The organism is Streptomyces camelliae (assembly GCF_027625935.1).
GTDB classification, from domain to species: Bacteria; Actinomycetota; Actinomycetes; order Streptomycetales; family Streptomycetaceae; genus Streptomyces; species Streptomyces camelliae.
Window position 1 is genome coordinate 2,019,734 of record NZ_CP115300.1, and the last position, 12,174, is coordinate 2,031,907.

Consider the following 12,174-nt stretch of genomic DNA (forward strand, 5'->3'; position numbering starts at 1 on the left):
CGTGGAATACATTCAGGCACCACAGGCCGTGAATTTCGCCGAACTGAGCACCATGGTCGGGACCGCGCCTCCGGTGGCGCAGGACGTCACCTACGAGCGCATTCTCCGGGCCCGCTCGGAACCGCAGAACTGGCTGACCTACTACGGTGCGTACGACGGGCAGCGGTACAGCCCGCTGGACCGGATCACCCCGGAGAACGTCAAGCACCTCGTTCCCGCGTGGGTGTTCCAGTTCGGCTCGGCCGGCCCGCACGCGGGCCCGTCGACCTACGCGTTCGAGGCCTCGCCGATCGTCGTGGACGGGGTCATGTACATCTCGGGCTGGGACGGCTGGGTCTGGGCCCTCGACGCCGCGACGGGCCGGGCGCTGTGGCAGTACAAACACGCGGTCCCCTTCGACGTGTCTCTGTGCTGCGGCAACGTCAACCGCGGGGTCGCCGTGGCGGACGGAAAGGTCTTCTTCGTCACCCCCAACGCCCATCTGATCGCCCTCGACGCCACCACCGGCGAGCGCGTATGGAACGTGACGAACGGTGATGTGCGGGCGGGCGAGAGCGCCACCGTCGCTCCCCTCGTGGTGAAGGACAAAGTCATCGTGGGCAGTTCCGGTGGCGAATTCGGGGTACGCGGCCACCTGGACGCCTTCTTCCTCGACAGCGGAGAGCGCGCCTGGCGCACCTACACCGTGCCCAAGCCCGGCGAGCCGGGGTCGGAGACCTGGCCGGACGGCCCGGCCTGGGCGCGGGGCGGCGGCAACACCTGGGTCACCGGCACCTACGACCCGGAGCTGAACCTCCTGTACTGGGGAACCGGCAATCCGGCACCCGACTTCGACGGAAGCGTCCGTGAGGGCGACAACCTCCACACCGACAGCGTCCTCGCCGTGGATCCGGACGACGGCTCCATACGCTGGCACTACCAGTGCACCCCGCACGACGTGTGGGACTACGACAGCAACATGGAGAGCATCCTCTACGACCTGGACGGGCAGAAACTGCTGGCCCACTTCGACAAGAACGGATACCTCTTCACGCTGAACCGGACGAACGGCGAACTGGTCCGCGCGACGCCCTTCGGCGAACGCATCACCTGGGGCGAGATCGACACCGCGGGCAACGTGACGCGCAAGGTGTTCCCCGAGAAGGAGGGCGAGCCCGTCCGCTTCTGGCCGGGGCCGGCGGGGGCCAAGGAATGGACGCACGCCGCCTACAGCCCGCGGACGGGCCTGTTCTACGTGCCGGTACAGGACGTCGGCGCCGAAGTGACGCTGCGGCCCCGGGAGTTCAAGGAGAGCATCGCCTACTGGGGGGCGAGCGTCACCGTGGACGCGAGGGACATGCAGGGATTCGTGAAGGCAGTCTCCGCCGCCACGGGCGAGGAGGTGTGGCGGTGGCGCGCCGAGTTGCCGATGTGCGCCTCGGTACTGGCCACGGGCGGCGACCTGGTGTTCGCCGGGGAGCCGTCGGGAGAGTTCGACGCGTTCGACGCACGCACCGGGGAGCTGCTGTGGCAGTTCCAGACGGGCAGCGGCCACCACAGCAGCCCGACGGCCTACAGCGTCGACGGACGGCAGTTCATCGCCGTGCCGGTGGGCTGGGGAGGCTGGGTCGACGGGTTCGCACCCGGGCTGCTGGGAGCCTCCCACGGCGACGCCGTGTTCGCGTTCGCCCTGCCCTGAGGGTGCCGCAGACTCCACGTCATCAGTGAGGAGGTGACAGCCATGGACCAGGAAAGCGTTGTCGACCAGGCCCACCGGGACGAGTGGGAGGCCCCTGCCTTCGAGGAGATCAGGGTGTCGGCCGAGGTGACCGCCTACATGGGCGTCTGGGAGTCCGACGACCAGTGACGGCCCGGGCCGCGAAAGGACGGCGGATCGACATGTGGGTGCGGGTGCTGGGTTCGGCGGCCGGGGGCGGATTCCCGCAGTGGAACTGCGCCTGTCCCCCCTGCCGCGCGGTGCGGGACGGTTCCCGGCCCTGCCGAGCGCGCACCCAGTCGTCGATCGCCGTGAGCCCCGACGGGCGGAGATGGTTCCTGTTCAACGCCTCCCCGGACGTCCGGGCCCAGATCGAGTCCTTCCCCGCCCTGCACCCCACCGGCGGCCTGGGCGGTGGCAGGGCGGTACCCCCGCAGGTCGTGGTGCTCACCGATGCCGAGCTCGATCACACGCTCGGTCTGCTGCTGCTGCGGGAATCGGGCGGCGGCATCGAGCTCCACGCCACCAAGGCGGTGCACGACACGCTGTACGACGGAACCTCGCTGCTGAGGACGCTGGTCGCCTACTGCCCCGTCACGTGGCACCCGGTCGAACCGCAGGCCGACGTACCCCTGGGGAACGGGCTGTCGTACCGGGCGTTCGACGTTCCCACGACGAAGAGGGCACGCTTCGGCTCGGGCGGGGGGAACGGGCAGGGGCGGGTCGTGGGCTACCGCCTGACCGACGAGCGCAGCGGCCGGGCCCTGGTCTACCTGCCCGGTGTGCAGGAGTTCACGCCTCGGGTGCATGGCCAGTTCGCCGACTGCGCCTGTCTGCTCGTCGACGGAACGTGCTGGTACGACGACGAGTTGATCCGGCTCGGCAGGGCGGGCAGGACCGCGCGGGAGATGGGGCATCTGCCCATCGACGGTCCCGGTGGCAGCCTGGAGCAGCTGTCACCGCTCCCCGTCGAGCGCAAGATCTACATCCACATCAACAACACCAACCCGATCCTGCTTGAGGACTCGCCGCAGCGGCGCACCCTCGAGCGGCACGGCATGGAAGTCGCCGCGGACGGGCTGGAGCTGCGGATCTGAGGGCGGGTGGTGACTGGTGACGACAACGGACACCGAGGGCTTCGTGGCGGCGCTGCGCGGGCACTCTCGCCGCTACCACGACCGTCATCCCTTCCACCGCAGGATGAACGAGGGAGGGCTCAGCCGGCAGCAGCTCCAGGGCTGGGCCGCCAACCGCTTCTACTACCAGAAGAACCTGCCCCACAAGGACGCGGCCATCCTCGCCAACTGCCCGCATCGAGAGGTCCGCCGCCGCTGGATCCAGCGCATCATCGACCACGACGGTACGGCGGAGGGGGAGGGTGGCATCGAGGCCTGGCTGCGGCTGGGCGAAGCCCTGGGGCTGACGCGGGAGGAGATGGAGGACGAGCGGCACGTCGTCCCCGGGGTGCGGTTCGCCGTCGACGCCTATGTCACCTTCGCCCGCACCCGGCCGTGGACCGAGGCGGTGGCCTCGTCGCTGACCGAGTTGTTCGCGCCGGACCTGATGGCCGAACGCCTCGCCGCGTTCGAACGCCACTACCCCTGGATCGACCGTCAGGGACTCGCCTACTTCCGGGCCCGTCTGACCCAGGCTCCCCGCGACTGCGAGCACGCCCTGCGGGTGGTGACGGAGTACTGCCGGAGCGCGGACGAGCAGGCAGGAGCCCTGGCCGCACTGTCCTTCAAATGCGACGTCCTGTGGAGTGTGCTGGATGCCATCGAACGATCCTGTGCGGACGGTCGGTGATGCGGACCGCCCCCGGCTGGCGCCGCATGTCCGACTGATGTTCGACCCGACGCGGGAACGGCACGTCCTGCTGGCGCCGGAGGCGGTCACCGTCCTCAACGGCACCGGAGCGGCGGTCCTGGGACTGTGCGACGGAGAGCGGACCGTCGCCGGCATCGTGGCGGAGCTGAGCGGACGGTACGACCGCGTGGCCGGCGACGAGGTCCGGTTCTTCCTCGCCCGCCTGGCCGCTCGACGATGTGTGGAGGTCGGCGATGGATAGGCCCTTCGGACTGCTGGCCGAGCTCACCCATGCCTGCCCGCTGCACTGCCCGTACTGCTCCAACCCGCTGGACCTCGCCGACCCCCGCACGGAGTTGACGACCCGGGAGTGGAGGAGGGTGGTGGCCGAGGCGGCCGAGCTGGGGGTGCTGCACCTGCACCTCTCGGGCGGTGAGCCGCTGCGGCGCCGCGATCTCGTCGAGATCGTGCACGGCGCCCACGAGCTGGGGCTGTACACCAACCTCATCACGAGCGCGGTCGGTCTCTCGCCGCGCCGCGCCGAGCAGCTGCGCGCCGCGGGCCTCGACCACGTGCAGATCAGCATCCAGGCCGACGAGCCGGCGCTCTCCGACCGCATCGCCGGCACGCCGTCCTTCGCGCGCAAGACAGCGGCGGCCCGGCTGGTGAAGGAGCTGGGCTGGCCCCTCACGCTGAACGTGGTCCTCCACCGGCACACCATCGACCGCGTCGAGCGCATCCTCGGCCTGGCCGAGGAGCTGGCGGCCGACCGCATCGAGCTGGCCAACACCCAGTACTACGGCTGGGCCTGGCACAACCGCGACGGGCTCCTGCCGAGCAGGGCCCAGCTGGAGCGCGCCGAGCCGGTGGTGCGCGCGGCCCGCGAACGCCTCAGGGGACGGATGGAGGTCGTCTACGTCATCCCCGACTACCACAACCTGTACCCGAAACCCTGCATGGGCGGCTGGGGCCGGCGGCAGCTCACCGTGGAACCGGGCGGTGACGTCCTCCCCTGTCCGCCCGCCCACGCACTGCCCCTCCCCCGCGCCGGCGTACGCGAGCACTCCCTGGCCTGGATCTGGGAGCGGTCACCGCTGTTCCAGCGCTTTCGCGGAACGGACTGGATGCCGGAACCCTGCCGTAGCTGCGAGCGCCGCGAGGTCGACTTCGGCGGGTGCCGCTGCCAGGCGTTCCTGCTGACCGGCGACGCCGCCCGCACCGATCCGGTCTGCCACCTGTCCCCCGATCACGGGATCGTGGCAGCGGCGGTGCGGGCCGCCGACGAGGCGGACCACGCACATGACGCCGTACTCGCTCCCCGACCGCATCCGGGCCGCTCGGTGTGAGTCCGCGGTGCCCTCGATCCTGCTGTTCGCCGTCGGGGCCGCGCTGCTGGTGTACAGCGCGGAAAAGCTGATCCGCCACCTCGTCGGGATCGCGAGCGGCTTCGGCATCTCCCTCTTCCTGATCTCCGTCGTCTTCACGGGCATCGAGTTCGACGACGTGGTCCTCGGTGTCACGCTCAACCTCGAAGACCTCGGCGGGGTCGCCCTGGGCATGGTGATCGGGACCGCGCTCTCGATGACAGGAGTCGTACTCGCGCTGGCCGCGATCCTCACGCCCACCCGCGTCGACGTTCCGCGCGATTACGTCCTCATCTTCGCCGGCGCGCCCCTCGTGATGATCGTGTGCGCGTCGGCCGCACGGCTCACCGCTGTCGACGGCATCGCGCTCCTGGGGCTGTTCGGACTGTTCATCGCCTACATCGCGGTCCGGGAGACGAGGGACGACACACCGGTCTTCCGTGATGCGGAGATGTACGAGGCCTACGCCGTCGTCCGAGGATCCGGCGACGGCGCACCGGCCCCGCGGGAGGGGGACACCTGCGCGAGCGCGGCCGAATGGACCGGCGGAGGAGCACGGGCGGGTGGGGGAATGCGGCAGCGCTCCGCCACGGGCACGCTCCTCGCCGAAGTGGGCCGAAGGTCCGGCTGGACCGGGCTCGGGTCGGCGGTGCCGGCACTCGCGGGTCTCGTCATCGGCTCCGCGGTCACGGGCATCGGGACCAAGGGCGTCCTGCAGACCTACGGACTCCAGGGAACCGTCTTCGGGGCGACGATCACGACCGTCGTGCTGACCATCGAGGACGTCTTCCTGACGGTGGAGCCCGCCCGTAAGGGAGCGCCGGAGATCGGGGTCGGAAACGTCATCGGAAGTGTCGTCTTCTCGGTCACGGGGAAACTCGGCATCGTTCTCCTGGCAGGCAGCGTTCTCCTCGGCCCGAACGTACTGACCTGGCATGTGCCCGCACTCGTCGTGGTGAACGGGCTCGCAGCGTATTTCGTCTCCACGGGGCGGCTGAGGCGCTGGCACGGTCTCACGCTGCTCGCTCTCTACGTCGCCTACTGGGTGGTCAGCTTCGTCGAGTTCGGGGCCGCTCCGGTCGACACACCCTGACGGCACACCGATCCACGGGGGCACTCAGGGGTGCCAGGGGCGCGGCCCGCAGGGTCACTTTTTCGTGCCCGCCCTTGACAGTCGCCCCCGGTCACAGGCAATCTTCCATTACGCAGAAACAAACTTCCGCAATACGGAATCTCGACACGGAAGGGAGCGCGGCCCCCGATGCCAGGTTTTGGATGGAGCACAGCCGCAGACCAGCGCTTCAACGTCAACCTGTCGATCCTCTTCACGGAACTCCCGCTCCTGGAGCGCCCCGCGGCCGCCGCCGCGGCGGGCTTCACGGCGGTCGAGCTGTGGTGGCCCTGGGTCGACTCCCCCACCCCCGAGCAGTCCGAGCTCGACGCTCTGAAGAAGGCGATCGAGGACGCGGGCGTCCAGCTCACGGGCCTGAACTTCTACGCCGGACAGCTGCCGGGCCCGGACCGCGGCGCCCTGTCCATCCCCGGTGCGGAGTCGGAGAGGTTCCGCGCCAACATCGACGTGGCGGCGGACTTCGCCGCCTCCCTCGGCTGCACGGCCCTGAACGCGCTCTACGGCAACCGCGTCGAGGGCGTGGACCCGGCCGAGCAGGACGCGCTCGCCCTGGAGAACCTGGTCCTCGCGGCCCGCGCGGCCGACCGGATCGGCGCGATCCTGCTGATCGAGGCGCTGAACCAGCCCGAGTCCCCGCGCTACCCCCTGGTGAGCGCGCCCGCCGCCGTCGCGGTGGTGGACAAGGTCAACGAGGCGACGGGCCTCGGGAACGCGAAGTTCCTGATGGACCTGTACCACCTGTCCATGAACGGCGAGGACCTGCCGTCGGTCATCGAGAGTTACGCCGCGAAGACCGGCCACGTCCAGATCGCCGACAACCCCGGCCGCGGCGCCCCCGGCACCGGCTCGCTCCCGCTGGAGGAGCTGCTCGGCCGGCTGAGGAAGGCGGGTTACGACGGCCGGGTGGGCCTGGAGTACAAGCCCGGTGACCGCCCGAGCGCCGAGGCCTTCGACTGGCTCCCGCGCGAGGCCCGCGCCGCCCGCTGAACCCCCCGACTTTGCACAGCAGTTGAGAGAGGTACCCGCAATCATGAGCAACGCCCTTCCCAAGATCGCCTGGATCGGCCTCGGCATCATGGGCTCCCCCATGTCCGAGAACCTGATCAAGGCGGGTTACCAGGTCACCGGCTTCACCCTGGAGCAGGACAAGCTGGACCGCCTGGCCGCCGCCGGCGGCACGGCCGCCTCCTCGATCGCCGAGGCCGTGCGGGACGCCGACGTGATCATCACGATGGTGCCCGCGTCCCCGCAGGTCGAGGCCATCTCCTACGGCCCCGACGGCATCCTGGAGAACGCGCGGCAGGGCGCCCTGCTGATCGACATGTCCTCGATCACCCCGCAGACCTCCGTGGACCTGGCGAAGGCCGCGAAGGACAAGGGCATCCGGGTGCTCGACGCCCCGGTGTCCGGCGGCGAGGCCGGTGCCATCGAGGCCGTGCTGTCGATCATGGTCGGCGGCGAGCAGGCCGACTTCGGCATCGCGAAGCCCCTCTTCGAGGCGCTCGGCAAGACCATCGTGCTGTGCGGCCCGCACGGCTCCGGCCAGACCGTGAAGGCGGCCAACCAGCTGATCGTCGCCGTGAACATCCAGGCGTGCGCCGAGGCCGTGGTCTTCCTGGAGAAGTCGGGCGTGGACCTCGCGGCCGCGCTGGACGTCCTCAACGGCGGCCTGGCCGGCTCGACCGTGCTGACGCGGAAGAAGGACAACTTCCTGAACCGCGACTTCAAGCCGGGCTTCCGCATCGACCTGCACCACAAGGACATGGGCATCGTCACCGACGCCGCCCGCAACGTCGGCGCGGCCCTGCCGGTCGGCGCCGTGGTCGCCCAGCTGGTCGCCTCGCTGCGCGCCCAGGGCGACGGCGGCCTGGACCACTCGGCCCTGCTGCGGGCCGTGGAGCGCCTGTCCGGCGCCCAGGTCTGACCCACCCCGAGACTTCCGGGCCGCGGCGGCGCTGACACCTGTCCTGTCGCGCCCAGGCGCCGCCGCGGCCCGGAACACATCCCCCGGCCCCGAACTTCAACAAACTGTTGACGCCCGGAAGGCCCGAACTTAGGCTCCACAAAGCGGAAACAGTTTTCCGCTGCCCCTCGTACGGAAGGTCCCTGATGTCGAAGCGCGTGCTCACGGCGCGAACTCTCACCACGGAGTCCGGCGCCCCGGTCGCAGACAACCAGAACTCCGCCTCCGCCGGTGCCGGCGGCCCGCTCCTGCTCCAGGACCAGCACCTCCTGGAGAAGCTCGCGCGCTTCAACCGCGAGCGCATCCCGGAGCGCGTGGTGCACGCCCGTGGCTCCGGCGCCTACGGTCACTTCGAGGTGACGGACGACGTCACCGGGTACACGCACGCCGACTTCCTGAGCGAGATCGGCAAGCGCACCGAGGTGTTCCTGCGCTTCTCGACGGTCGCCGACTCCCTCGGCGGCGCGGACGCGGTACGTGACCCGCGCGGCTTCGCGGTGAAGTTCTACACCGCGGAGGGCAACTACGACCTCGTCGGCAACAACACCCCGGTGTTCTTCATCAAGGACCCGATCAAGTTCCCCGACTTCATCCACTCGCAGAAGCGCGACCCGTTCACGGGCCGTCAGGAGCCGGACAACGTCTGGGACTTCTGGGCACACGCCCCCGAGGCCACGCACCAGGTGACCTGGCTGATGGGCGACCGCGGCATCCCGGCGTCGTACCGCCACATGAACGGCTACGGCTCGCACACCTACCAGTGGACGAACGCGGAAGGCGAGGCCTTCTTCGTCAAGTACCACTTCAAGACCAACCAGGGCATCCGGTCCTTGAGCAGCGAGCAGGCCGCGGAGCTGGCGGGCAAGGACCCCAATTCGCACCAGACGGACCTGCTCCAGGCCATCGAGCGCGGGGTGCACCCGTCCTGGACCCTGTACGTGCAGATCATGCCGGCGGCCGAGGCGGCCGACTACCGCTTCAACCCGTTCGACCTGACCAAGGTCTGGCCGCACAAGGACTACCCGCTGCAGCGCGTGGGCCGCCTGGTCCTCGACCGCAACCCGGACAACGTCTTCGCCGAGGTCGAGCAGGCCGCGTTCTCCCCGAACAACTTCGTTCCGGGCATCGGTCCCTCCCCCGACAAGATGCTCCAGGGCCGCCTGTTCGCCTACGCGGACGCGCACCGCTACCGCCTGGGCGTCAACCACACCCTGCTGGCCGTCAACGCCCCGAAGGCGACGACCGCGCAGAACTACGGCCGCGACGGCTTCATGGCGGTCAACGGCCAGGGCCGTCACGCCAAGAACTACGAGCCGAACTCCTACGACGGCCCGGTGGAGACCGGCCGCCCGCTGTCCGCCCCGCTGGCGGTCTCGGGCCACACCGGCAACCACACCGCTCCCCTGCACACCAAGGACGACGACTTCTACCAGGCCGGTGAGCTGTACCGGCTGATGTCCGAGGACGAGAAGTCCCGCCTGATCGCGAACATCGCCGGCGGCCTGTCGCAGGTCACCCGCGACGACGTGATCGAGAAGAACCTGGCCCACTTCCACGCCGCCGACCCGGAGTACGGCAAGCGGGTGGAGGAGGCGGTCCGCGCCCTGCGCGAGGACTGAGGCCACGGACAGCCCGCGGCAGCCGAACGGCCCGGATGAGGGGTGGCTGGTCGGAACAGCTCGCGGGCGAGGCGAGGACCGCGGCGGCGTGCGAGCCAGTGCGGTGGTGAAGGTCCTGGGCCTCCTTCTTCGACCTGAGGGGAAGGTGCCCCGGACCGTTGCATCCGCCGCGGTCCCAGCCAAACACGGACTCCGTCCGGCGGCGCGAACGACCTGTCGCGCCCAGCCTCGCGCCGCCGGACGGCCACATGACACCGACGAAGCGCCCCCTGACCCAGGGGGCGCTTTCGCGTTGCCCGAGCACGGACTGCCCGGGCTCGGCGTGCGCATCCGCGTTGCCCGCAGGACGCTGAAGGCATGGGCAATCCGACGCAGTATCCGCACATCGTGGTCCACTCCCCGGCCCTGGACGGCTCCCGGCGGGTCACAGAAGGGGACGTGACCCTGGGGATCGCCTCCCATCTGGACGACGTCGTCGAGATCCTGCGGCTGGCCGACCTGGACCGGATCGAGGTCGAGGAGAGCGACCTGATCGAGTGGCAGGGCGGCGGCCCCGACGACTGGCCGGGGCTGTCGGAACACGAGGTATAGGGGAGGTACGGGAAGAGGCACACAAGAGGCACAGGGCGAGAGGCGCAGGGCGCCCTGGAGCGGCCGCAGGGGGGTGTTCAGGCATGCGGGAACACCGAAGGGCGGCCCGTCCTTCCGGACGGGCCGCCCTCGGCCGGTGCGCTACGGCCGTCAGACCTTCAGCGGCTTGATCGACGTCGGTGCGTGACCCGGCTCGGTGGCCAGGTCCTCGAACTCGGAGATGTCGCTGATGTCCATGGTGCGGCTCATCGAGATGTTCGTGATCCGCTCCAGGATCGCCTCGACGACGACCGGCACCCGGTACTCGGCGGCCAGCTTCTTCGCCTGCTCGAAGGCCGCGCCCAGCTGGTCCGGCTCGGTGACCCGGATCGCCTTGCAGCCCAGGCCCTCGGCGACCTTGACGTGGTCCACGCCGTAGACGCCGATCTCCGGCGTGTTGATGTTCTCGAACTCCAGGTTGACCTGGAAGTTGATGTCCAGGCCGATCTGCGCCTGGCGGATCAGGCCCAGGTAGGCGTTGTTCACCAGCACGTGGACGTAGGGGATCCGGTGCTGGGCGGCGACCGCCAGCTCCTCGATCAGGAACTGGAAGTCGTAGTCACCGGACAGGGCGACGACCGGGGAGTCCGGGTCGGCCTTGGCGACGCCGATCGCGGCCGGGATGGTCCAGCCGAGCGGGCCGGCCTGGCCGCAGTTGATCCAGTGGCGCGGCTTGTAGACGTGCAGCATCTGCGCGCCGGCGATCTGGGAGAGGCCGATGGTGGTGACGTAACGGGTGTCCGGGCCGAAGGCCTTGTTCATCTCCTCGTACACACGCTGCGGCTTCATCGGCACGTTGTCGAAGTGCGTACGGCGCAGCAGCGTGGCCTTGCGCTCCTGGGTGGAGGCCACCCACGCGGAGCGGTCGGGGAGCTTGCCCTCGGCCTTCAGCTCCTTGGCGACCTCGATGAACAGCTCCAGCGCGGCCTTGGCGTCGGAGACGACACCGTAGTCAGGCGGGAAGATCTTGCCGATCTGGGTGGGCTCGATGTCGACGTGGACGAACTTTCGCTCGCCCCGGTAGACGTCGAGCTTGTAGCCGGTGTGGCGGTTGGCCCAGCGGTTGCCGATGCCGAGGACGAAGTCCGACTCCAGGAAGTTGGCGTTGCCGTACCGGTGCGAGGTCTGGACGCCGACCATGCCGGCGTTCAGCTCGTGGTCGTCGGACAGCGTGCCCCAGCCCATCAGGGTCGGGATGACCGGCGTCTGCGTCAGCTCGGCGAACTCCACCAGCAGCTCGGCCGCGTCGGCGCCGATGATGCCGCCGCCGGCGACGATGACCGGGCGCTCGGAGGCCAGCAGGAAGGAGATCGCCTTCTCGATCTGGGCGCGGGTCGCGGCCGGCTTGTAGACCGGCAGCGGCTCGTACGTCTCCGGGTCGAACTCGATCTCGGTCAGCTGGACGTCGATCGGCAGGTCGATCAGGACCGGGCCGGGACGGCCGGAGCGCATCAGGTGGAAGGCCTGCTGGAAGACGCCGGGGACCTGCGCGGCCTCCAGGACGGTGACCGCCATTTTCGTGACCGGCTTGGCGATCGAGGCGATGTCGACGGCCTGGAAGTCCTCCTTGTGGATCACGCTGGTGGGCGCCTGGCCCGTGATGCACAGGATCGGGATGGAGTCACCGATGGCCGAGTAGAGACCGGTGATCATGTCGGTGCCGGCCGGGCCGGAGGTACCGATGCAGACGCCGATGTTGCCCGGCTCGGTACGGGTGTAGCCCTCGGCCATGTGGGAGGCGCCCTCGACATGGCGGGCGAGGGTGTGGGTGATGCCGCCACCCTCCTTGAGCGCCTTGTAGAAGGGGTTGATCGCCGCGCCCGGCACACCGAAGGCGTCGGTGACGCCCTCGCGCTTGAGGATCTCAACTGCCGCTCGGGCAGCGGTCATACGAGCCATCGAGTACTCCTGCTTCGGCTGTCGGATGCGTACTCCCGTCGCGCCCCGCGGTGAGCACAGTCTCC

12 protein-coding genes are annotated in these 12,174 nt (G+C 69.8%); 11 read left to right on the top strand and 1 reads right to left on the bottom strand.

Annotation, left to right across the window (positions count from 1 at the left end):
* The first annotated feature begins 1 nt into the window (after window position 1).
* From O1G22_RS09195 to O1G22_RS09245, 11 genes are all read left to right on the top strand, one after another.
* Window positions 2-1,678, top strand: coding sequence for a PQQ-dependent dehydrogenase, methanol/ethanol family (locus tag O1G22_RS09195; RefSeq protein WP_270080880.1), 1,677 nt, complete (start codon window positions 2-4; stop codon window positions 1,676-1,678).
* Between the two features lie 42 nt (window positions 1,679-1,720).
* Entirely contained in the window at window positions 1,721-1,846 is a 126-nt protein-coding gene (gene pqqA, locus O1G22_RS09200) for a pyrroloquinoline quinone precursor peptide PqqA (RefSeq protein WP_270080881.1), read from the top strand.
* Window positions 1,843-2,793, top strand: a complete 951-nt coding sequence (pqqB, locus tag O1G22_RS09205; RefSeq protein ID WP_270080882.1) for a pyrroloquinoline quinone biosynthesis protein PqqB — start codon at window positions 1,843-1,845, stop codon at window positions 2,791-2,793. The genes pqqA and pqqB overlap by 4 nt, the downstream gene beginning before the upstream one ends.
* A 16-nt stretch (window positions 2,794-2,809) precedes the next feature.
* On the top strand, window positions 2,810-3,502 hold the full coding sequence (pqqC, locus tag O1G22_RS09210) for a pyrroloquinoline-quinone synthase PqqC (RefSeq protein ID WP_270080883.1): 693 nt from the start codon (window positions 2,810-2,812) through the stop codon (window positions 3,500-3,502).
* On the top strand, window positions 3,468-3,764 hold the full coding sequence (gene pqqD / locus O1G22_RS09215) for a pyrroloquinoline quinone biosynthesis peptide chaperone PqqD (RefSeq protein WP_270080884.1): 297 nt from the start codon (window positions 3,468-3,470) through the stop codon (window positions 3,762-3,764). The genes pqqC and pqqD overlap by 35 nt, the downstream gene beginning before the upstream one ends.
* Window positions 3,757-4,848, top strand: coding sequence for a pyrroloquinoline quinone biosynthesis protein PqqE (gene pqqE, locus O1G22_RS09220; protein ID WP_270080885.1), 1,092 nt, complete (start codon window positions 3,757-3,759; stop codon window positions 4,846-4,848). Before pqqD ends, pqqE begins: the two co-directional genes overlap by 8 nt.
* Window positions 4,802-5,959 (top strand): sodium:calcium antiporter, encoded by a 1,158-nt coding sequence (locus tag O1G22_RS09225; RefSeq protein ID WP_270080886.1) that lies wholly within the window; start codon window positions 4,802-4,804, stop codon window positions 5,957-5,959. Before pqqE ends, O1G22_RS09225 begins: the two co-directional genes overlap by 47 nt.
* 168 nt (window positions 5,960-6,127) lie before the next feature.
* Window positions 6,128-6,985, top strand: a complete 858-nt coding sequence (locus O1G22_RS09230) for a TIM barrel protein (RefSeq protein ID WP_270080887.1) — start codon at window positions 6,128-6,130, stop codon at window positions 6,983-6,985.
* Window positions 6,986-7,028: 43 nt separating this feature from the next.
* Window positions 7,029-7,922 (top strand): 2-hydroxy-3-oxopropionate reductase, encoded by an 894-nt coding sequence (locus O1G22_RS09235; RefSeq protein WP_270080888.1) that lies wholly within the window; start codon window positions 7,029-7,031, stop codon window positions 7,920-7,922.
* 185 nt (window positions 7,923-8,107) lie between these two features.
* Entirely contained in the window at window positions 8,108-9,580 is a 1,473-nt protein-coding gene (locus O1G22_RS09240; RefSeq protein ID WP_270080889.1) for a catalase, read from the top strand.
* A 357-nt stretch (window positions 9,581-9,937) separates the two neighbouring features.
* On the top strand, window positions 9,938-10,171 hold the full coding sequence (locus O1G22_RS09245) for a hypothetical protein (protein WP_158926183.1): 234 nt from the start codon (window positions 9,938-9,940) through the stop codon (window positions 10,169-10,171).
* Window positions 10,172-10,321: 150 nt separating this feature from the next.
* On the opposite strand, the gene gcl is transcribed toward O1G22_RS09245, so the two are convergent.
* Window positions 10,322-12,109 (bottom strand): glyoxylate carboligase, encoded by a 1,788-nt coding sequence (gcl, locus tag O1G22_RS09250; protein WP_270080890.1) that lies wholly within the window; start codon window positions 12,107-12,109, stop codon window positions 10,322-10,324.
* Window positions 12,110-12,174 lie beyond the last annotated feature (65 nt).